The 21,634-nt window shown below is 60.2% G+C and carries 19 protein-coding genes and 1 tRNA gene; 9 read left to right on the forward strand and 11 right to left on the reverse strand.

The features are described 5' to 3' along the window. Positions 1–19: 19 nt before the first annotated feature. On the reverse strand, positions 20–457 hold the full coding sequence (locus tag ACMGFL_RS10145; RefSeq protein ID WP_436935426.1) for a DUF5790 family protein: 438 nt from the start codon (positions 455–457) through the stop codon (positions 20–22). Between the two features lie 388 nt (positions 458–845). Next, on the reverse strand, positions 846–995 hold the full coding sequence (locus ACMGFL_RS10150) for a rubrerythrin-like domain-containing protein (RefSeq protein ID WP_436935427.1): 150 nt from the start codon (positions 993–995) through the stop codon (positions 846–848). A 176-nt stretch (positions 996–1,171) separates the two neighbouring features. On the opposite strand from ACMGFL_RS10150, the gene gap reads away from it, so the two are divergent. From gap to ACMGFL_RS10165, 3 genes are all read left to right on the forward strand, one after another. Continuing rightward, complete coding sequence (gene gap / locus ACMGFL_RS10155; protein ID WP_436935428.1) at positions 1,172–2,206, forward strand: type I glyceraldehyde-3-phosphate dehydrogenase; 1,035 nt, start codon at positions 1,172–1,174, stop codon at positions 2,204–2,206. 61 nt (positions 2,207–2,267) lie between these two features. Continuing rightward, positions 2,268–3,473: a phosphoglycerate kinase gene (locus ACMGFL_RS10160; RefSeq protein WP_436935429.1), complete on the forward strand. Its 1,206-nt coding sequence runs from the start codon at positions 2,268–2,270 to the stop codon at positions 3,471–3,473. A gap of 51 nt (positions 3,474–3,524) precedes the next feature. Further along, positions 3,525–5,621 carry a CDC48 family AAA ATPase gene (locus ACMGFL_RS10165; protein WP_436935430.1) on the forward strand — a complete coding sequence of 699 codons (2,097 nt, stop codon included), beginning with the start codon at positions 3,525–3,527 and terminating at the stop codon, positions 5,619–5,621. A 26-nt stretch (positions 5,622–5,647) separates the two neighbouring features. On the opposite strand, the gene ACMGFL_RS10170 is transcribed toward ACMGFL_RS10165, so the two are convergent. From ACMGFL_RS10170 to ACMGFL_RS10180, 3 genes are all read right to left on the reverse strand, one after another. Then, on the reverse strand, positions 5,648–6,184 hold the full coding sequence (locus ACMGFL_RS10170; protein WP_436935431.1) for a hypothetical protein: 537 nt from the start codon (positions 6,182–6,184) through the stop codon (positions 5,648–5,650). 86 nt (positions 6,185–6,270) lie between these two features. Then, positions 6,271–7,440, reverse strand: a complete 1,170-nt coding sequence (locus ACMGFL_RS10175; protein ID WP_436935432.1) for a DUF63 family protein — start codon at positions 7,438–7,440, stop codon at positions 6,271–6,273. Between the two features lie 81 nt (positions 7,441–7,521). After that, complete coding sequence (locus ACMGFL_RS10180) at positions 7,522–8,343, reverse strand: inositol monophosphatase family protein (RefSeq protein WP_436935433.1); 822 nt, start codon at positions 8,341–8,343, stop codon at positions 7,522–7,524. A gap of 169 nt (positions 8,344–8,512) precedes the next feature. On the opposite strand from ACMGFL_RS10180, the gene ACMGFL_RS10185 reads away from it, so the two are divergent. The 3 genes from ACMGFL_RS10185 to ACMGFL_RS10195 all read left to right on the forward strand — a co-directional run bounded on the left by ACMGFL_RS10185 (position 8,513) and on the right by ACMGFL_RS10195 (position 11,496). Further along, complete coding sequence (locus ACMGFL_RS10185) at positions 8,513–9,532, forward strand: metal ABC transporter substrate-binding protein (protein ID WP_436935434.1); 1,020 nt, start codon at positions 8,513–8,515, stop codon at positions 9,530–9,532. 144 nt (positions 9,533–9,676) lie between these two features. Then, positions 9,677–10,420 carry a metal ABC transporter ATP-binding protein gene (locus tag ACMGFL_RS10190; RefSeq protein WP_436935435.1) on the forward strand — a complete coding sequence of 248 codons (744 nt, stop codon included), beginning with the start codon at positions 9,677–9,679 and terminating at the stop codon, positions 10,418–10,420. After that, complete coding sequence (locus ACMGFL_RS10195; RefSeq protein WP_436935436.1) at positions 10,417–11,496, forward strand: metal ABC transporter permease; 1,080 nt, start codon at positions 10,417–10,419, stop codon at positions 11,494–11,496. The genes ACMGFL_RS10190 and ACMGFL_RS10195 overlap by 4 nt, the downstream gene beginning before the upstream one ends. Before the next feature lie 109 nt (positions 11,497–11,605). Here ACMGFL_RS10195 and ACMGFL_RS10200 read toward each other — a convergent pair. The 4 genes from ACMGFL_RS10200 to ACMGFL_RS10215 all read right to left on the reverse strand — a co-directional run bounded on the left by ACMGFL_RS10200 (position 11,606) and on the right by ACMGFL_RS10215 (position 14,036). Then, positions 11,606–11,689 (reverse strand) — tRNA-Leu (locus tag ACMGFL_RS10200). A gap of 319 nt (positions 11,690–12,008) precedes the next feature. Beyond that, complete coding sequence (locus ACMGFL_RS10205) at positions 12,009–12,569, reverse strand: hypothetical protein (protein ID WP_436935437.1); 561 nt, start codon at positions 12,567–12,569, stop codon at positions 12,009–12,011. A gap of 127 nt (positions 12,570–12,696) precedes the next feature. Beyond that, complete coding sequence (locus ACMGFL_RS10210; RefSeq protein ID WP_436935438.1) at positions 12,697–13,047, reverse strand: calcium-binding protein; 351 nt, start codon at positions 13,045–13,047, stop codon at positions 12,697–12,699. Further along, entirely contained in the window at positions 13,044–14,036 is a 993-nt protein-coding gene (locus ACMGFL_RS10215; protein ID WP_436935439.1) for a DUF7983 family protein, read from the reverse strand. Before ACMGFL_RS10215 ends, ACMGFL_RS10210 begins: the two co-directional genes overlap by 4 nt. A 550-nt stretch (positions 14,037–14,586) precedes the next feature. Here ACMGFL_RS10215 and ACMGFL_RS10220 point away from each other — a divergent pair. Beyond that, a complete protein-coding gene (locus ACMGFL_RS10220; protein ID WP_436935440.1) occupies positions 14,587–15,627 on the forward strand; it encodes a type II toxin-antitoxin system CcdA family antitoxin in 1,041 nt (346 codons plus the stop codon). Positions 15,628–15,674: 47 nt separating this feature from the next. Here ACMGFL_RS10220 and ACMGFL_RS10225 read toward each other — a convergent pair whose 3' ends face one another. Together ACMGFL_RS10225 and ACMGFL_RS10230 are read right to left on the reverse strand one after the other, a co-directional pair. After that, positions 15,675–16,103: an HVO_A0114 family putative DNA-binding protein gene (locus ACMGFL_RS10225; protein ID WP_436935441.1), complete on the reverse strand. Its 429-nt coding sequence runs from the start codon at positions 16,101–16,103 to the stop codon at positions 15,675–15,677. Next, positions 16,100–16,381: a toxin-antitoxin system TumE family protein gene (locus ACMGFL_RS10230; protein WP_436935442.1), complete on the reverse strand. Its 282-nt coding sequence runs from the start codon at positions 16,379–16,381 to the stop codon at positions 16,100–16,102. Before ACMGFL_RS10230 ends, ACMGFL_RS10225 begins: the two co-directional genes overlap by 4 nt. A 266-nt stretch (positions 16,382–16,647) precedes the next feature. Between ACMGFL_RS10230 and ACMGFL_RS10235 the strand changes: the two genes are divergently transcribed. Together ACMGFL_RS10235 and ACMGFL_RS10240 are read left to right on the forward strand one after the other, a co-directional pair. Then, entirely contained in the window at positions 16,648–20,574 is a 3,927-nt protein-coding gene (locus ACMGFL_RS10235) for a beta strand repeat-containing protein (protein ID WP_436935443.1), read from the forward strand. After that, positions 20,571–21,599 (forward strand): type II toxin-antitoxin system CcdA family antitoxin, encoded by a 1,029-nt coding sequence (locus tag ACMGFL_RS10240; protein WP_436935444.1) that lies wholly within the window; start codon positions 20,571–20,573, stop codon positions 21,597–21,599. The genes ACMGFL_RS10235 and ACMGFL_RS10240 overlap by 4 nt, the downstream gene beginning before the upstream one ends. The last annotated feature ends 35 nt before the right edge of the window (positions 21,600–21,634 follow it).

The raw sequence follows: 21,634 nt of genomic DNA on the forward strand, positions 1-21,634 counted from the left end.
GTTTCTGGTCGAGTGCCGATTACGCCTCTGCGGCGTCGGCGTCCGTGTCAGCGTCGGCGTCGGCCGACTCGTCGAGTTCCTCGAGCGTGTTTCGAAGCTGTGGGACGGTGCTGGCGAGATCCCCGACTGCCTCGTGGGCATCCTCGATATCAGCGATCAGCGCTTCGACAGTCTCGATTTCCTCCGCAAGATCCTCGCTGTCCTCGAACGCGTCGGCCTCCTTGCCCATCGTGAACCACTTTTTCGCGTCGTGGAGATGGTCGCGCGCATCACCGACATCGAGCGCAGACCGGAGGCCGTTGAGCGCGCCCAGCGAGTTGTCGGCATCGACCTCCCAGAGTTCGTCGCCCGTGGGAAGCTGTTCGCGAGCGCGTTCGAGTGAGGCCTCCACGTCCTCGCGCATCTCCGAGGCCGCTTCGCTGAACAGTTCGTCGTCGTCAAGTGTCGCCTGTGTCATACGAAGGTGTTGGTCCCACACTAATTTAAAGGGGTGCCAGGAAGTGAAAGTGAAACAGTCAAACCAGTCGCATTGCTGGCTGTTCCTTCGGACAGCTAGTCGTGGGTACCGAAGTAGTGTCGGAATGGGACAGTATCAGTCCGCGCCGTGTCGCGGAACGTGACCACATCCCGGACAGACGAGCGACAGTTGCTTGCGCGAGAGTCGGCCACCACAGGACGGGCAGCAGTGTGTTATCTGTGGGGACGGTGACTCTCGTGACGTTCCCGTGTATGGTACTGGTGGCATTATCTGGAGATCCATTCGACAATACTTAAGTTTGACTACGACAGCTGACGAACTCTGTGTGGCGAGGAGTACGCAAAACGGAGGTAAATCAGAGACGAACCTATTCGAGAGAGAGGGCGCGGTTCTGGATGCTGTCCGTCTCGCCACACTCGTCGCACTGGGTCGGCCGAGTCTCTGCAGTCATGACAGTACCGCAGTTAAGACATTCGTATGTCGAAGCGGTGTCCGGATCGTCAGCGAGGTCGTGCATGCGCTCCCATCTACGGGCTGGCCCTATTTAAATATTAACTGTTAATACATGGGTTAGGTCCTTATACACAAACCCACCAATACCAGGAGCAGGAGAAAATATTTAATTCCAGCGTGTCTCGATCTGTACAGCGCGAGTGAATAAGATACTTGAACCGGGAAAACGATAACTCGGATATGAGTGAACATTCTACCCTCGGGGGGGAGTCTGGTGAATCGATCCGCGTTGGATTGAACGGATTTGGTCGAATCGGGCGAAATGCACTGCGGGCGTCACTCGAATACGATGGCATCGAAATTGTCGCCATCAACGACGTGATGAGCAACGACGACATGCGGTATCTGATCGAGTACGATTCCATCGCAGGCCGAACCGACGGGGTCGGTGGGGAAGACGACACCCTGCGAGTCGACGGCCAGGAGATCCAGTTGCTTTCAGAGCGGGATCCGACCGAGTTGCCGTGGGGTGAACTCGACATCGACGTGGCTTTCGAGGCGACTGGCCTGTTCCGGACCTACGAGGAGGCAGTCAAGCACGTCGAGGCGGGGGCAGAGAAGGCGATCATCTCGGCACCGGCGAAAGGTGACACCCACGTGCCGATGTTCGTCTACGGCGTCAACCACGAGGAGTACGACGGCGAGGACGTCGTCTCGAACGCCTCGTGTACGACAAACAGCATCGCCCCGGTCGCACACGTCCTCGACGAGGCCTTCGGCATCGAGTCGGGACTGTTGACCACAGTCCACGCCTACACCGGGTCGCAGAACCTGATCGACGGCCCGAACGCGAAGACACGGCGCGGCCGCGCGGCCGCCGAGAACATCGTTCCAACCTCTACCGGCGCGGCGATTGCCACGACCGAAGTGCTCCCGGAACTGGAGGGCAAACTCGACGGGATGGCGATCCGCGTCCCGGTTCCCAACGGGTCGATCACCGACTTCACCGTCTCGCTCGAAGCGGACGTGACCATGGCGGAGATCGAAGATACAGTCAAAACGGCCGCGGACGGCGACCTCGCGGGCGTGCTCGGCTACACCGACGAAGAGATCGTCTCACGGGACATCATCGGTCTTCCATTCTCCTCGTACGTGGATCTGGAGGCGTCGATGATGGTCGAAGACGGTCTCGTGAAGGTGCTGACGTGGTACGACAACGAGTACGGCTACGCGACCCGGATGCTTGATCTGGCAGACCACATCATCTCGGACTGACTCTGACACCCCGAACCACCGCACTTTACACACCCGCCAGACCTCAATCAGACCGACAATCATGTTCCAAACGCTAGACGATCTGAAACCAGACCAGACCGTACTCGTTCGCATCGACATCAACGCCCCAGTCGAGGACGGCCGGGCGCAGGACAACCGCCGATTCGCTCGCCATGCCGAGACCATCGCGGAACTGCTCGACGCCGGGCACGCAGTCTGTCTGCTCGCGCACCAGGGTCGCCCCGGCCGAGACACGTTCATTTCGCTCGAGAGTCACGCTGCCATTCTGGCGGATCACCTTCACACCGGTGTCGAGTTCGTCCCCGACACCTACGGTGAGGAGGCACTCGCCGCCATCGAGAGTCTCGACAGTGGTGAGGTGCTGTTGCTCGAAAACGTGCGGATGTGCGAGGACGAACTCCCCGAGAAGGAACCCGAAGTCCACGCCGAAAGCGACCTCGTGCAGACGCTCGCGCCGCTGTTCGACGCCTACGTCAACGACGCCTACTCCGCCGCTCACCGGGCGCACGCCTCGCTCGTCGGCTTCCCGCTCGTCATGGACGCCTACGCCGGGCGCGTGATGGAACACGAATACACCGCAAACTCCGCGATTCAGGAACGGGAGTTCGACGGCACAGTGACGATGGTGTTGGGCGGCACCAAAGCCGAGGATCTCATCCCCGTCATCGAACGCGTCGACGACACCGTCGACCGGTTCTGTCTCGGTGGGATCGTCGGCGAACTCTTCTTGCGCGCGGCGGGCCACGAGGTCGGCTTCGATCTTGCGGGGTCGGAACTGTACGACCACCAGTGGGAGGAACACGGTGACACCATCGAGGCGACCCTCGACGAGTACGGCGACCGACTGATGCTCGCCAAGGATCTGGCCTACGAGGACGAAGACGGCGACCGCGCGGAGGTCGCAGTCGAGGGCATCGAGAAGGAGACCTCGTTTCTGGACATCGGAAGCGACAGCACAGCGGCGTTCGCCGACCGCGTCCGCGAGTCCGAAGCCGTCTTCGTCAAGGGCGCACTCGGCGTTTTCGAGGACGAGCGATTCGCCGACGGAACTGTGGGCGTGCTCGAAGCCATCGCCGAGACGGACTGCTTCTCGGTCGTCGGCGGCGGCGACACCTCCCGTGCGATCGAGATGTACGGCCTCTCCGAAGACGACTTCTCGCACGTCTCGATCGCAGGCGGGGCGTACGTCCGGGCGCTGACCGGCGAACCGCTCGTCGCTGTCGAGGCGCTGCAGGGCGCGGCGTAGGAAAAGTCGACCAGACAAACCTTAAACCGCAACGACGCCCTACGGACGAGTATGACAGCGGGCGACGGCACTGCGACGGTTCGTGTCGAGGGCGCACGCAAGCGCGACGCCGGTCGGGGGATCGCACGAGTTCCGACGCACGTCCAGCGTGAACTGGGTGTGCTCAGCGGTGATCCGATCATCATCGAGGGCGACCGACTGACGGTGGCGAAGGTCTGGCCGGGCGAGGACGACCGCTCGGTGATCCGAATCGACGCCGACACCCGCGCGAGCGTCGGTGCGAACATCGGGGACAGCGTCACCGTTCGCACGGCCTCTGTCGAAGATGCCAGCGAGGTCCACATCCAGCCAGCGGACGAACACGCAGACGACGCGCCGTCGGAGCAGGCCGTGGGGCGAAAGCTCGCAGACCGACTGGTTCGAACGGGAAAGAAGATCCGCATCGAGGGGTACGGTCCCTACGTCGTCACGGAGACCACACCGAGTGGGTCCGTTCGGATCACCGACGACACGACGATTCTCGTCGACCCCGAACTCGCATCGCCAGCGGAGACGGCAAGCGAGTCAGTCGAACAGGAGGACGCAGGGACGACCTACGAGGATATTGGAGGACTCGACGAGGAACTCGACCTAGTCAAGGAGATGGTCGAGTTGCCACTCTCCGAACCCGAGGTGTTCACGCGGCTGGGGATCACACCGCCGAAAGGCGTCCTGCTGTATGGCCCGCCGGGCACCGGCAAGACACTCATCGCCCGCGCAGTCGCGAGCGAAGTCGACGCCTACTTCGACACCATCTCCGGCCCCGAAATCGTCTCGAAGTACAAAGGCGAGTCCGAACAGCAGCTCCGGGACGCCTTCGAGGCCGCGAGCGAGAACGCGCCCGCAATCCTGTTCATCGACGAAATCGACTCCATCGCGGGCGCGCGAGACGACGAAGCCGACATGGAAAATCGGGTGGTTGCACAGCTTCTGACGCTACTCGACGGTCTCGAAGAGCGCGAGCAGGTGGTCGTCATCGGCGCGACTAACCGCGTCGACGCGGTCGACCCCGCCCTGCGCCGCGGCGGCCGGTTCGACCGGGAGATCGAAATCGGCGTCCCGGACGAACGTGGTCGCCGGGAGATCCTCGACGTCCACACCAGAAACGTCCCGCTCGCTGACGACGTGGATCTGGACGCGCTGGCTGGACGGATGCACGGCTTCGTCGGGGCCGACATCGCGTCGCTCGCCCGCGAGGCCGGGATGGCCGCACTGCGCAGACGCGAGACCACGGCCACCGATGAGTTGCGGATCACACAGGCGGACTTCGAGACGGCGCTGACCGGTGTCGACCCCTCCGCGATGCGGGAGTACGTTGCCGAGTCACCCGCGGTGACTTTCGCGGACGTGGGCGGTCTCGACGAGACGAAGCGGCGACTCCGGGAGGCCGTCGAGTGGCCCCTCTCCTACGGGCCGCTGTTCGAGGCCGCACAGACGGACCCGCCCGCCGGAATCTTGCTCTACGGCCCGCCGGGCACCGGCAAGACGCTCATCGCCCGCGCAATCGCCGGAGAGAGCGGCGTCAACTTCGTCCAGGTCGCCGGGCCGGAACTGCTTGATCGCTACGTCGGTGAGACAGAGGAGGCCATCCGCGATCTGTTCGAGCGCGCACGACAGACCGCACCGGCGGTCGTCCTGCTCGACGAACTCGACGCCATCGCCACCAAACGAGGGGAGAGCCACGAGGTGACCGAGCGGGTCGTCTCGCAACTACTGACCGAACTCGACAGGATCGCAGACCATCCGAGCGTGGTCGTAATTGCGGCGACGAACCGCCGGGATGCGATCGACTCCGCGTTGCTCCGGCCCGGTCGACTCGAAACCCACATCGAGGTGCCGACGCCTGACCAGGCGGCACGCCGGGAGATTCTGGCCGTCCACACCCGAAATACGCCGCTGGCCGAGGACGTGGATCTCGACAGAGTCGCAGAGGAGTCGGTCGGGCTCTCCGGCGCGCAACTCGAAGCGCTGGTCCGCGAGGCGTCGATGCAGGCGATCCGGGCAATTGCACACGATATTGATCCCGACGAAGCTGCCGAGCACACCGAGGCGGTCGTGATCGGAATGGACGAGTTCGAGCGGGCGCTCGAAACCGTGGGAGAGGACTGACACCAGACGCGACCGGTGACAGGCCTCTACTCCAGGACATGTACCGGACAGGGATTCGTCGTCAACACGACCGCCCCATTTTCGATCAAGTCGAAACGGACGTGTCCCTCGCCCTCGCTCACGCCCTGAAAGGAGACGAGCGTCCCATCACGGTCGATTTCGAGGACGTCGGTCGAAGAGTCATCTGCTGGATACACCTCGAAGTCGAGTCCGTCCGGACCGATCGGGATCTGCTCGCGGTGCTGGTCGTACAGTTCGACGCGCGTCGTCAGCAGTGCGCCGAAGGGCACCTCGATCGGCGACCGATGCCAGTTGCTCTTTCCGTCGGGATGGCCGTGGTAGCGAACGACGACGCTGTCGTCGCTCGTGTCGTAGAGGTGGAGCGGAAACTCGCCGCTCAGCGTGACCGTCTCGAACTGAAAGTTTTCGATGATGCGGGTGCCATCGCCGCCATCGACGTGATCGTGGTCGTGAGAATCGTCACCGCTGCCGTCGTTCAGACAGCCCGCAATCGGAGCGGTGAGCGAAACAGCGGCAGCACGGAGTAGCGTCCGGCGATTCATACCCAGAGATCGGGCGACCGACGGTTAGTCATATTGGTACGACTCACGAATTTAGGGAAAGCGGGCCGACCCGGCCAGGGCGGCGGTCAGATCCCGAACGTGACCCGAACCATGTCGCGGGTCCCGGGACCGAGTCCGACCGCGACGATCGCACCGAGGAGCATGATCGCGTAGCGCGGGTTCTCCTCGATGAACTGCTTGTCGAACACGGAGATGATCGCGAGCGGAACGAGAATCTTGACCACGAGGAAGGGCCAGGCTTCCCCGACGTAGACGCCGAAGAGTTCGGTCCCGCCCTGAATCGAGTTGGTCAAGTCCATTATCGTCCGGTTCAGCGGGTGTTTGGCAGAGTACTCGCCCAGCCCCCAGACGTGCGTCCAGTCGTTCGCGAGGACGTTTGCGGTGCCGTCGATGGCGTGGCCCCAGAGGACGACAAGCCCCATCAGCCCAGTTCCGGCGTTGATCCATGGCCGATATCGTTCGGTTAGGAAGTACGTGCCTGCCGCGACTATCGTCGCAATCACGAGCGTCACGAGGAGAATGCCCGGATAGAAGCGCACGTACGACTCGGTGGCGGCAACCGACAGGAGATACCCAAAGGAGGTAAACAGGGCGACAGCACCGATAGTCCCGAGCGGATAGTAGTACGTCTCAGTTCGGCCAGTGTGTGCGAGCCACTTCCCGAGGAGAAACGCGCCCAAGGCGATAGCGAAGACGGTGAAGTAAATAAAGGGAGAGATGAGCGCGGCGCTGAGCGGGTACTCCATCGCCGGAGTGACGCCCGCTTCCTGCGCGGCGACGAAGGAATCCTCGACGGTTCGGAGCGCACCGCCAAACAGCATGAACGGAACGAGCGCGTAGAAAAACTTCGGGTGCGGTGAGAGGTCGAATCGACGCAGGAGCAGATAGACTCCGACGAGCATGAAGACGAGTACGGCAACGTAGCCGAGCGTCGACACGACGGTGTATCCGGGAGTGGCGACGTAGGCAGCCTCGCCAGCGGCGTCGTAGGCCGCGATGTCACACCCGCGTGCCATCTCGCCGGTCTGGACCGACCCGACGTCCGGGCGGTACACGACACAACTGGAGTCGACTGCGTCGGCGTGGACTGGTCCCCAGAAGTAGTGCCAGAGAAACCCCCAGAACACCTGCCGGGTGAACGCTATCGCGGCGGCGACGACGGCGACGACACCGACGACGAGCGACCCGACCCACGCGAGTTCGGGGCTGATATCGTATCGGTCGAGAATCTCCATACCCGTGAGAGGAACCCCCGACCTGTTGAGGATTCCGGTTCTGTGTGCCGACTGCGGGTACCCCAACCGGAGCGGCCAGCGTCAGCTGTCGAGGCTCTCGGACACAGCGTCGAGTACTGTCTCGTGGGCGCGGCCGTTGGAGACGACAAGGCCCTCCGCCCCGTTCGTAAAGCGCTGTCCGTGAACGTCAGTCACTGTCCCGCCAGCCTGTCGGATCAACTGAACGCCGCCGAGTGCGTCCCAGGGGAGAGGCGTCTCTGGCATGAACGCTGCGTCGAGACTGCCAGCCGCGACGAGTGCCAGCACCCCCTGCAGACAGCCAAAGCGTCGGGTATCGCCAAAGGTCGTCCCACTGCGTCGGAGCAACGTCGCGTAGTCGCCCCTTCCGGGCCAGTGACCGATCAGTCCGACGGTGAACGACTGCGGGTCGGTCCGGTCGCTCACAGAGAGTTGATCGCCGTTTCTCGTCGCACTCTCAGGCCCGGCCGTGTAGATGTCGTCTTCGGCGGGCAGATACGTCGCTGTCGCGACCGGTTCGCCATCGGAGACGGCCGTCACACTCGTCGCCCAGAATCGGATCCCACGGACGTAGTTGTTCGTGCCGTCGATTGGGTCGACGACCCACGCTGGCCCCGTCTCCGGGACCTCATCGTGGAGTCGAACGGACTCATCGGTGTCCGGTGGAAGGCTCTCCTCCTCACAGACAAGCGGGTCGTCGGGAAACTCCTGGCGGATTGTGACGATGACCTGCCGCTGTGCTGCCCGGTCCGCGTCGCTGACAAGATCGGTCTCGTTCGATTTCTGTTCGACCCGCAGAGACCCGCGGAACTGCTTGCGGGCGACCACCCCACCGGCACGCGCGGCCCGCTCCGCGAGCGCCGCACGGTGAATCCCATCGCTCATACTCGCCTCTTCTGTCCGGTGACAGATAGCATCACCGTTTCACGCGTCGCGCTGTCAGAGAGACGCTGCAAACCAGAGTTGCTAGAACAGCGCGCCAACCTGCGCCGAGTTAATAAAAATAGAGTAGATAATAATAACACTTTTGTGCGAACGGGAGAAAGGAGGAAATATGAGTTTGACCCGGAGAGAGGTTCTCAAAGCTGGTGTCGGGTTGGCGGGAGTGAGCGCCACTGCTGGCTGTCTCGATGTCGTCGGTCTCGGAACAGAGGCGAGCGATGCCGATGGATACGCCGCATTCTTCCCCATCCACGACTGGGCGGAAGCGGTGGGCGGCGAACGGATGACCTTCGAGAATCCGGTCGGGACGGGTCGGATGGGACACGGGTGGAGCCCAGATGCGAACATCACGTCCGACGTGGCGGCAACTGACGTGTTCCTCTATCTCGACACCGAGGAGTTCTCGTGGGCACAGGATGTCGCCCGGAATCTCGAACGGGACTACGACGATATTGCCGTGGTGGACCTGCTCGCTGGCTTGGAATCGGATTTGATCTCCTCTGACCACGATGGCAGTGATGAAAGCAGTGACGGTCACGAACACGGCGGGAGTGGCTTTCACGACCCACACGTCTGGGTCGATCCCATCATCGCTCAGGAGATGGTCGGAACAATCGAGGCCGAACTCGCTGAACTCGACCCGGAACACGCGACGACGTACGAGGAAAACGGGGCCGCGTACAGAGACCGTCTCGGGGCGGTCGACGAACAGTTCACCGAACTGGTCGCACGGTCAGAGCTGGACGTGGCCGTCTTCGCCGGGCACAACTCCTTTCAGTATCTCGAACGCCGATACGGGTTCAGCCTCGAAACGCCGACCGGGGTTTCGCCCGACGCACGGGCCTCCCGTGACGACATCATCGGCCTGATCGAGACCATCGAGGACCACGGGATGGACACCATTCTCTACGACCCATTCGAGGCACCCACGCCCGGCGATGGCTATCCACAGATCGTCGAGTCGATCCTCGAAGAATCACCAGCAGAGCACGCCGAACCGCTGACGCCAGCGTCGGGCACCACCGGCGAGTGGAACGAACAGGGCTGGGGCTGGGTCGAGCAGATGGAGGAAGTGAACATCCCGTCGCTCGAACAGGCCCTCAATCCAGGGCAGGCGTCAGGCGACAGTTAGACTGACAGCCAGCAGAATCAGCGGCCGCGCGACGAGACCCACGCTCAGCGTCCGAATCGTCCCAACTCCGAGTTATTAAAAGCAACATCTTAGATAATAACCCTTTTTATCGCTCGGGGAGAACAGAGAGCTAGTGAGAGACCCGTGAGTGCCGCAATCGAGGTTTCGGACGTGACCTTCGCCTACGGCGAGACAGTCGCCGTCGAAGACGTCTCGCTGACGATCGAACAGGGGGCGTTCGTCGGTCTGATCGGGCCAAATGGCTCCGGAAAGACGACGCTCCTGCATCTCATGATCGGGCTGAAGTCCCCCGACAGCGGATCGATTCGGCTGTTCGACGAGCCAGCGACCGAGTTCGACGCGGGCGAGCGGATCGGCTACGTCTCACAGCGGTCGACCGACCGCAGCGGGTCGATGCCGGTCTCGGTGCGCGAGGTCGTGCTGATGGGGCGGTTCCCACACGTCGGGCACGCGCGTCCGACCGCCGAGGACTACCGACTCGTCGACAGCGCGCTCGAACGGGTGGGTATTCCCGACCTTGCAGACCGGTCGATCGGAGAGCTTTCGGGCGGACAGCGCCAGCGAGCGTTCATCGCGCGGGCGCTTGCGGCCGAGGCCGACCTGCTCGCGCTCGACGAACCGACGGTCGGGGTCGACGCCGACTCGCGGACGGAGTTTTACGACCTGCTCGACGAACTGAACGAGCAGGGGATCACGATCATCCTCATCGAGCACGACGTGGATATTCTGACAGAACACGTCGACACCGTCGCCTGTCTCAACCGCGAACTGTACCACCACGGCGACACCGTCTCCTTTCTGGAGAGCGACGCTATCGCGAAGGCCTACGGAAAGACGGGGAAGATTCTCGCACACGACCACCCATGAGTGGGGAGACGGCAGACGGGAAACGGCCACCCGTCAGGGGACGGGCACGCCATACGGCAGAGTTAGTCGGACTCGGACTGACAGCAGTACTCGCGGCGTTCATGCTCCTGTTCGTGCTCGTCGACTGGCTTCGGCTTTCCGCGCTCCCGCTCAGTTCGACGGCGACGACGGCATTCGATCTCTACGTCTCGGCTGGTGGCGCGCTCGATACGATACTCGGGACGAGAGTGTTCGAGTCCCCGGGAACGATCCGCATCGTCGCAACGGGCGTGCTGATCGGTATCGTCGGCCCGCTCGTCGGCGTGTTTCTCGTCCATCGGCAGATGGCGCTCATCGGGGAGACGCTCGCTCACACCGCATTTGCGGGCGTCGCCATCGGCGTCGTCGTCGCGGGGCTGACCGGCATCGCCGGTACGCAGGACCAACTCATCCTCGTCGCATTTCTCGTGAGTGCCGTCGCCGCGCTCGGGTTGCAGTGGCTGACCGAGTACACCGACTCCTACGGCGACGTCCCGATCGCTATCGTGCTGACCGGGAGTTTCGCAGTCGGGACACTGCTGATCTCGATGTTTCGCGACCGGGTTGCGATCGGCATCGAAATCGAGGATTTCCTGTTCGGACAGATCGCAATCGTCACAGTCGAGGGGACCCGCATGGTCGCCGTGCTGACCGTGCTAGTCGTCGCCTTGGTCATCTACAACTACAAGCAGTTCTTTTTCATCACGTTCGACGAGCAGGCCGCGCACGTCGCCCGCCTGAACGTGCGCGGCTACAACTCGCTGCTCATCGTGATGACCGCCGTCGTCGTCGTCGGCGCGATGCAGATTCTCGGCGTCATCCTCGTCGCCGGACTGCTCGTGATCCCCGCCGCCGCGGCCTCGCAACTCGGTCAGAACTTCCGCGAGACAGTGTATCTCTCCGTCCTCCTCGGACAGCTCTCAGTCCTCGGTGGACTCTTCATCGCGCTCGTCGGAAGTCTCCCGGCTGGCGGGTCGATCATCGTCGTCGCTATCGGCGTCTATCTCGCCGCAGTCACGCTCTCGGACAGAGCCGTCGGCAGGCTCTCGATACACTGAGTGGTGCGGTACTGCTGTTGCTCTCGTTTTGATGCGACGAAAATTGCGAGGGAAGATCGCTCCGTGGATCTTCCCGCACTGTTTTGCGAGGGGCCGTGAGGCCACACAGTGCGAGGGATGCGATTTGAACGCATGGACCCCTACGGGAGCGGATCTTGAGTCCGCCGCCGTTTCCAGGCTTGGCTACCCTCGCACGCATGCTTTCTTGTTGGCTGTCTGTGTAAGCTCTTTCGGATTGAATCGCCATACGGAGGCGATATGTCCTCGTTCCACCGTCAGGTTTTGACGGACCCGCGACCGACGTTTTGGGTCATGCTGTAATAAAGATTCCACGTCCACGGACCAAATGAGACTGACGTTTTGGGGCCTCAACAGGGTCCCAACCCGGTACCGTCGGGGACGGATTTCGACCGGACGTTTTGAGGGTTGAGTGGGGTCGAACGAAAATGACGGACCTGCAAAATCGACGTTTTGAGGGGTGAATCAGAACAGCGTCGAGCAGTCCTGCGCGACTACTCTATCGGTTGAACACCACTGGGCGAGGGTAACTCCAGAAGATACTCTGGAGCGACGTGGTAGTTGTAGTGCCCATACTTCAGTGACCTCCGGGGTTCTCGGTTGAGTAGCATCTCCTTGGTTGCTCCGCCCAACATCTCGACAGTAGTTCGCTTGTCGTTCTCTGGAGGTCCATTTGGAAGGCGACACTGTACGTAGTAGTCGGCATCGACGCTATCCGTCTCCACAATCAGGTCGGGATTCTCAGCCGGTGAACACTTGACATCGACTTCTACCGTTTCATCCGAGGTGTCCCGCTCAGTAAACCGAACACGGAAGTCTACACCACCGTCTGTCCGAGAGAACGTTTCTGTGTCGACCTGAAGCTCGTAGTAGATGGCAAACGCCATCTCCCCCAGAGCACCGATGAGGTGACGCTTGTGAGCTTCATGCCCCCATCCCTGCTCGCCCGCATCACTGTACCAATCATCATTATCCTCGAACGAACCCATCCGCTCTTGACCGATTTGTCGGGCACGACGGACATATCGGGGAGACACCTCGACGCTGACCGGCATTAGGATGAAACCAGAACCTCGACGGTCACAACGGTTTCGACGGAGTTGACGGTAGGTGGGCTCCGGTGAGTCCTTTCGGCGTCACGGAACGTAGTCACACGGGACGGACGAGAAACCGGCATCCCCGTCAGCGTTCGAGCCAGTAGTGCCAATCCTCGATTGCTTGCTTTGTGTCGTCATCTACATCGACGGGTTCCAGTTGTTCCAGTGGAACGCCGAGTTCGCGGTCCATCCACTCGACGGTTACGTACTGCTGACTGAGCGTCGGTTCCGTCGACGACATGCCGACGACGCGCACTGTCTCGCCTTCCTTCAGCGGTGACTCCTCCCGTTCGGTGGTACACCGCGCCTCGAAGGGAAAGTCCATCAAGTCATCGAGGTAGGCGTGCCAGCCGTAGGCTTGCTCGTTCGCGCCGTAGGCATCGACAATTATCCTCGTCTTGATGCGCTCTTCGCGTTCTTCGTCTCGCTCGGTCATGGCTCACCCCCGGCCCGCGTGTGGAACGACGCCCCGGACTTGAACTCGGTCAACTCCTCGATGCGACTCTCAAGCTCCTCTATCTCTTCGCGGAGTTCCTCGGCTTCCTCGCCCTCAGTGGCCGCGAGTTGGTCCTTGAGACCCTGGAGTCGCGTCTCTTTGCGCTCTTCGTCCACCTCGGCCTTGCGGACATACTCGGACTCCTCGATGTCGTACACGTCGCTTTCGGAGAGTTCCGTCACGTCGAGCGCGTCGTCCACTTTGTCACGGTCGACGCCGAGCACGCGCTCGCGGTCGATACCAGCCGCTTCGACCGTTGCCAGTACCTTGTCGTCATCTTTGAGCGAGCGATTCCGGCGCGTCGTGCGCTGTACGGAGCCGAACGGCCCGCTCACCGGGCGGCCGTGATGGAGCCGGTTCAGGAGCACGTTGGCTACGTCCTGGCGGAGGTCGTTGGCGTTGCGCTGTACGTCCGAGAGTAGGGTGTAGAGGTTCACCAGCGCGTCCGTCTCCATCTCTTCGAGAACTTCGACCTCGTGGCGTTCCAGGGCGTCAACGAGTAGGAGAGCGTCCGCGTACACGTCGAGGTCCGATTCGGTGCGCTCGGTAGTGTCCGTCTCGGGCTCGCTGTCGAGCAGTTGTGTCGAGGTCGGCCCTTCGGTTTCGGTGATGACCTTTGCGTCTTCATCGACCTCGAAGCGCGGGTGGAGACTCAGCACAGCGGGGTACGGGTCAGCGTCGGGTGGGAGACGGTCGAGGTCGAACCCGTCCTGTTCGTCGGTGATGCGCCGATAGAGCGTCTCGAACTGGTCGCGCTGGAGTGGTCGGCCCTCGTCGATGTCGCGGTCGAGAAATTCGATGACGACACGTTGCTCCTGTACATCTGTGACACGGAATCGGTCGTGCGACAGTGGCGTGATGAGTGTCGACCTTTCGGGGAGGTCGTCGAGTTCGTCCAGGAGCGTGTGCCAAGTGACGCTGAAGGACATACGTCAGCTTCGTGGGGGAAGCACGCTAAGCCTTGCTCTGAGTCAGGACTATCGGAGGGACGAGTATGTGGATGTTGGCTGGCTACTAATCCAGCAGTAGAACTCTCCTACCGATTTAATTCGAGATATGCGGGGCTTCTGTTTTTATATTTGTACGGCAGAGAATCCCTTTCCCTCGAATTAATTGGTTTGAAGGGCTAAACGTGGAGATAATACAGACCAACCCCTGCTACCAGCGCAGTCGGGTACGGCTCCGGGTTGCGGAACTACCCCGTATAATACTCTATACGTACCAGTTCCGGAACTTTCGGAGCGACAGTGCGGTGTCTGACCCGCTGATAGCAGAGTCGCCTCAGCAAGGTCAGAATTATCGCTGGTTATCTAACACTGGTCGCGGGTTTCACGGGTAAACTCTGTCTTCATACTCGGCTTTCCAGAACGAGATGGGAGACCGATGTCTCACGTCAGTGGTCCAGTCAACAATGCTAATCAGGAGTCACCGGCATAAGATGTATGTGCAATATGTACAAATATTACAGATGCTCGGTCGATGTCGAAAAAACGGGTCAATATCAGCGTCGATCCAGACCTTCATGCCAGAGCAAAGGAACTGGGACTGAATGTCTCCGGCGTGGCCGAACACGCCCTCCAGAGCTATATCCGTGCACTCGATGGTGGTGAACAGACAGACTCCGCCTTGGTTGCCTCTTCAGACCCACCCGCATCAGACGCGCTACCAACGACAGAGACCACGACACGCTCTCACTCGACACAATCGGTCGAGGAGACGCTCGACGAGTACACTGACTACGCGATAACTGTGCTCAACCGAAGTGAGCAGACCCTCGACCAGCACCGCCGGTATCTCGACCGGTTACTCCGACACGCCGAGAAACCCCCCGACGCTATCGAAGAAGCAGACATCATCGCCTATCTGGAGTCCGAACAGCCGATGAGCGAGTCCAAAAAACAGAACATCCTCTCGGCGGTGCGGGTGTTCTTCCGCGAATACGTCGAGTCGGAGATAGCCGACAGTTTCAAGCTCCCGACAACGAGTCCGAACCCAACCACGGTGCCGACGAAAGCGGACCTCCAGACCTTCTACGACGCGATTGAGAATCCCAAGTACCAGACGATCTTCCTGATGTACGCCACGTCCGGCCTCCGCTCGTCCGAACTGGTCGAACTCACCATCGACGACATCAACGAAGATGACCGGATGCTCATCCCCGAGAACGATTCCGCTGTCAAGCAGACGTGGGTCTCGTTCTATAACGAAGAGGCCGAACAGGCATATGAAGCGTTCAAACCCACCCGCGCGCCCAATGACGAGCGGTTGTTCCAGGCGAGCAAGCCCACGGTGAACACGACGTTTCAACGACTCTCAGAGAAGTCGGGCGTGAAGATAACGCCACAGATGCTCCGGCGGTGGTTTGCCTCCGAGATGGCCTCCCTCGGCGTGGACTCCAGTTACATCGATGCCTTCTGTGGCCGGACGCCCGACTCCGTGCTCGAAAAACACTATCTGGACTACTCGCCGCGCAAGCTGAAGCAAATCTACGATGACGCCGGACTTACACTCCTTGAGTAATCTATGCGTCTACGCTACAGTCCTGGAACTGATTCTGATGCTGAGAGTCAAGCGGATGCTCCTGGAACCTCCCCACGGTCAGTAGAACGAGGGAAGCGAATCGAGAAATCAATGTGTTCAGCTCCACCGCGGAGGACTGGCTTCTTGCGCGACCCATCGTCTTCGAACTCGACCACGCCGAGCGATTCGAGTTCGGTCAGGTTGCGATGGACTTCACGGTAGTCACGGTCCACTACGTCGGCGAGTTGGCGGATGCTCGCTGGCTCGTCGGAGACGACTGCCTCGATGAGTTCGAGGTTCGAGGTGCGCATCAGCCGGGCGATGTCGTCGAACTCTTCAAAGTTGAGGATGAAGCGCACGTCCTGCTCGACGGCCTCGCCTGTCTCCCCTGCTTCAGCCCGTCGCAACCGTTCGCGGGCCGCTTGCCGATGCTGTTCGGCCTGCTGAAACGTGATTTTGAGTGTGTTTTCGGTCATGGGTGGCGTTCGATTTCGTCGAGGAATCGGTCACGGAGTTCCATCATCCCCGGAAAGTCGATTTCGGTGATTCCCTCGGGTGTGTGACGCTCGTGGCGGCCAACAGTTTCGTTTTCGTTGTCGTACCGGAGGATGGTGCCTCGGCCGTCCGTGTAGCCGTAGTGGAGTGCGTAGCGGTACCCGCTCGGATACTGTGGGGCATCGGTCTTGATAATCTTCCGGCGAATGACGCGGTTGTCGACGCGATCCTCTACGTCCTCGATGACCGTATGACCCATCGCCACTGTATGGTATGCATCCCATCATCAAGAAAGTATGGGATATTTCCCATAGGTTGTGAGTTGCGACTTCCGTTATAGCAGGGGTCGGTTGTGACTGTCACCTCGTTGGTGGCGACAGGCATTACTGAGAGTGGCGTATGGTAGAACCAACTCCGGAACCTCTCTTTTTCCTTTCATTATCAGACTTCATATTGTTATAACGCGTGCAATAGGTGCCCTGCCATCCGTCATCCAAGAGCAACTCTCCCGCAGGAGGTGACAGCATGAGTAGTGGCTATCGCGAGAAAGGACGTGCGGTCGTCCTGGCCGCGCTGATGGTGCTGTCAGTCGTCGCGATGACGACGGCGTTCGCCGGGACTGCGGCGGCGGCCGCGAGCAGCCCAAGTGATGTCACCAACGACGGCCCGTATGAACCAGGTGACGTCATCGAAGTAAGCGTTGACGTAGGTACCAGCGGAAACAACGTCACGCTTGCTTTCGACGGTGGCAACAATGGAGACCTCAGCGATGACACCACTGGTGTCAACGGTACAGACTCCATTACCGTGGAAGACGGCGGAGCGAAGGACCTTGACGGAAGTGCGGATGGGTCCATCAACGCGAAGGTGGAGCTGACCCCGTCGTCAGGTACATTCGCCGATGGCGATCTCTCTATCGTCGCCACTGAAGGCGAGTCGGTTTCAGGAACTGGAGATGTTGCTTCCAACAGCTTTGTGACCATCGACGACACCGAACTCGTCGTTGACGGCGATGGTGGCGCGGAATGGACCACTATCCAAGACGCAATTGACGCTGACGATGGTGACGACACCATCCTCGTGCGTGATTACTCGGGCGGAACCTACGATGCCTTCGACGTGGACAAATCAGTCAACGTCTCAGCCGCTCCTGGCGCCTCACCATCCGTTGAAGCTGCACAGCCGGTTGACATCAGTTCTGCTGGCGTGACCATCAACGGTCTCGACATCACGTCGACTGACTCCAACGCGCGTGTCATCGACTACGACACGGGCAACAATGGTCTGGCGAACGGTGTCATCAAGAATAACGTCATCAACGATGGTCAGTACGGTATCGAAGTGCGCTCCGGCGCTGGGGACTCGTTCGAAATCAAGAACAACGAGTTCAACAGCGACGGTAGCCAGTTCGCAATCCGTAGTGACGGCACTCTCGGTGGCGACTCCTCGATCACCGGCAACACGATCAACGATGCCCAGAACGGCATCCTGGTCTCTGCCGAATCGTCGAATAACCAACTGACCATCGAGGATAACGTCATTAGTGTCGCCGGTTCCGAATCGGGCATCAAGCTCGCGACGGCCGGATCGAACGTTGACAACGTACACGTCATCAGCAACACCATCAGTGACGCGACGACTGCTGATGATACCGCGGGTGAAACTGAAACCGCCGGTGTTCGACTCCACAAGAATACCGCTGGTGGTCAGATCGTAAACACCGAAATCAAACAGAATACGGTTTCGGATATCAAAGAAGATGTTCTCGCCAATGGTCAGGGCAGCACTGGCTCGATCAATGCCAAAACGACCCTGAACAACAAGCTCATCTCGCTGTACAACAACAACGACATCCAGCGAGCGAACCTCTACTCGACTCGGTACGCCGTGAGTATCGACGAGAATCGGATTCCGACCTCGGAATCCTCGACGGTGACGGCTAACATCGTCGGCGTGCAGGATGGCAACAGCCCATCCTTCGCCTACGAAGTCGTCAACCGGTCGATCATCGCTGGCAACCCTGTCAGTAGCTACAACGAACTCCAATCGTCCAACAGTTGGTCAGACGTTCACTGGGTCGATTCAAACGACAACGGTGGTGCCTTTGATCCAGCTAACGACATCATCTTCTTGGAAAATGGTGTTTCAGGTAGCGACACTGATAACCAGTACGACAATGATGAGGGTGATATCCTCCTTGCTGGTGCGGACAACAATGACGTAACTGCAACCAATGACTTTAGCTCAAACGTTGATTCAGACTGGGTCAGTGGTGGCTTCTACCTCGCCGATGCAGCAGAAGGCGACAGCTGGGATGAAACCGTTGACGGCATCCTCATCCAGCAGGGTACCGAAACAACTGGCACGTTCTCCGGCAGTTCACAGACATTCGACGTGACGCCGCAGTCGGCCAGTACGAACTACCCGTTCAGTCTGCTTGCCAGTGGTAGCACTGGCGTGAACTCGGATGTCCTCAACAGTACGACGTCCGACTACACAGTCGAAAACCTCAGCACGACGCCCAGCCCGCCGGTGTTCGAAAACACCTCGGTCACCGTCTCCGGTGACCTCATGGCTGGCAGCTCGGGTGTGAGTAGCTTCGACCTTGACCTTGTGTCGCCGGGCGGCACTGAGAAGAACGCCGGTGACAATCCGGAGGTCACGACTGGTGACGGCTCCTTCCTGTTCACCGCTGTCTCAGTGAATGACGCAGGCACGTACGAGGTTATCGCCGACGGTAACCCGAGCCGGAGCTTCGCCGAATTCACTGTCGAGCCGAAGGAAGCGAACCTGACGCTCGCGGCTGATTCCGAGCCGACTGCTGGCTTCGGCCAGAACTACGATGTCATTCTGAAGAACGCAGACGGTAACGCGTTCAACATGCAGGATGATTACGACGACAGCTATATCAACGTCACTGGTCCATTCGAGGAGGATCTGACGTCCACGGGTTACTACGATAACTCGAACGTGGATAGCATCGAAGACTCCAAGCGTTCGGATGTTGACGATGACGGAAACGATGAAACTGTGTGGGTCCAGATCCAGCTGAAAAATGGTGAAGACACGGTCGAGTTCAGTGCGACACCAGTCGACGCTGACTCAGACGTGACGGCAAGCCTCGAAAGTGACGATGGTTCGTCAACCTACACTGGTCTCGAAGAGATCAATACCGGTGACGCTACCTACGACTCACCGGATTACGTCGCTGATGACCAGAGCCTCGACGTTGTCACGGGTGACCAAGACCTCGTCACCAGCATCACCGCAGGCAGTCAGATTGAGGCCGCACAGGGCTCGAAGACAGTTACTGTCGAAGTGCTTGGCAGTGACGGCGGTGCTGCTGACGGCGACAGCGGTAACAACCTGAATAATGTGACCGTCGCGCTGTCGGGCATCAATATTGACACTGAGAAGACTGATCAGGAAAGCCAAACGGTCTCGTTCAGTGTCGAACCTGATGAAGCAGGGACGCTGACTGCAGACGTCACGGCCTACGCTGACGACGGCAGTGTGTACACAGATAGTCTCACTGTCGACGTGACGGGTGACATCATCGACAGTGTCGACCCGACCTCGGTGCAAATTGAGGACAACAGCAACATCACTGTCGAAGTGACCGACGACGAGGGGACGCCGCTCCCCAACCGCGAGGTCATTCTCGACGCCAATAATGGTGCGACGCTGACTGTCTACGATCAGGTCGACAACACGGCTCGAACTGGTGTCTCGACGGTGAAAATCGATGGTTCGGCTGGTACCATCACGACTGGAACCGCCGACAGCCCAGGCCCAGGTTCGAGTCAAATCGACGATAACTATATTGCCAACAACGGTATCTACACCGTCAAGAACGTCACCTTCACAGCGACTGGGAGCTTCGACGTCTACGTCAGCGACCAGCCCAGCAACAACTACGCGGAAGGTGGCACTGAGATTTCCGCCCAGTCGAAGCAAGGCATCTCGGTCACTGGCGTCGAAGCCTACGAAGTGTCGTCGAACCGCTCGGCGGCCCTCGCGGGCACGGAAGAGGTCCATACGCTGAACATCACCGAGGACGGTGCGGAAGTCAACGGCACCGCGCTCGATGACTTCAGTGTCACCAGTAGCGCAGACGACACGTCGTACAGTGGCTTGACGCCTGTCGACCTCGACGAGGACGGTACGAATGACGCGCTGGAAGTCACGCTCAACGCGACGAACGCCAGCGCGATGGCGAACGTCACGCTCGGCGACGGCAACTCACGAACCGGCGTGCTCAGCCTCGACGTGGTTGAGCCGGAGATCACCACCACGCTCGGTGCTGACAATGCGTTCACTTCGAAAGTCTATTCTCCGGCTCAGAGGACTCTCCAGCCTCTATTGACGGAGAGCGCTGGACCATGTGAATCCGAGACTCCTCCCGCGTGTGTGTATTCCTACACACGTATCCACACGGTGAGCGCCCCATGAGCAAGAAGCGAACCAACATCAGCCTCAATCCGAACGTCTACGAAAAAGCGAAGGAACTCGGAATTAACATCTCGCAAACATCAGAGCGTGCCCTCCAGATCCGCATCGAGAGCGCCCGCCAGGGCACCCTCGCCAGCGAGACACCCGCCCCGCTCGCCCTGACGCTCGCCGAGCAAAACCCCGCCGCGCCAACTCCCGGCACAGCCGACCAGTTGGACGCCGACGAGTTCCTGACCGACTTCGAGCAGACATGCCGAATTGACTGGCACTACGCCGACAGCACCACTCGCGAACGGATGCGCTATGCCGAGAAGCTCGTCGACCACCTCGACGGCCACCCCCTGACCGCGTCGAAACCCGACCTTCGCGCCTTTCTCCAGCAGTACGACGACGACAATGCCCTCAAAACCCTCCGCGTCATCTACGGCAAGTACTTCGACACCGAGATCGCCGACAGTTTCGAACTCCCACCCTCGCCGCCGAAGCCGAAGAAAGCGCCCACGAAAGACGCACTCCGCGAAGTCTATCACGAACTCGACGCTGTCGAACTCCAGGTTGCGTTCCTGCTCTTGGCCACGTCGGGGATTCGCCGCCGCGAACTGGTCGAGTTGACACCGAGTGATTGTGACCGGGACGACCGCCTCATCTACCCGAGCACCGAGGATGGCCAGCGGACCAAACGCCAATGGGTGACGTTCTACAGTCCGGACACCGCGACCGAACTCCAGCGTGTCTATGACTTCGCCGATATGCAAGCTGACGAGCCGTTGATTTCATTCCATCGGGATACGCTCACACGTCGATTCAGACAGGCCAGCGAGCGCGCCGGAACCATGACGATCACACCCCAGACGCTCAGGGTGTGGTTTTGTAACGAGATGAGCCGCCTGGGCGTGCCCGACCGATACATCGACGCCTACTGCGGACGCACACCGACTTCGGCACTGGCAAAGCATTACTCAGACTACACACCGCGTAAACTCCAGGAACTCTATGAGGAGACTGGAATCGGCGTGCTCGACTGACTCTGTACATAATGTGCACAAAACGCAAAATGTCA

Source organism: Halovenus marina, assembly GCF_051414115.1.
In the GTDB taxonomy this organism is placed as follows: Archaea; Halobacteriota; Halobacteria; order Halobacteriales; family Haloarculaceae; genus Halovenus; species Halovenus marina.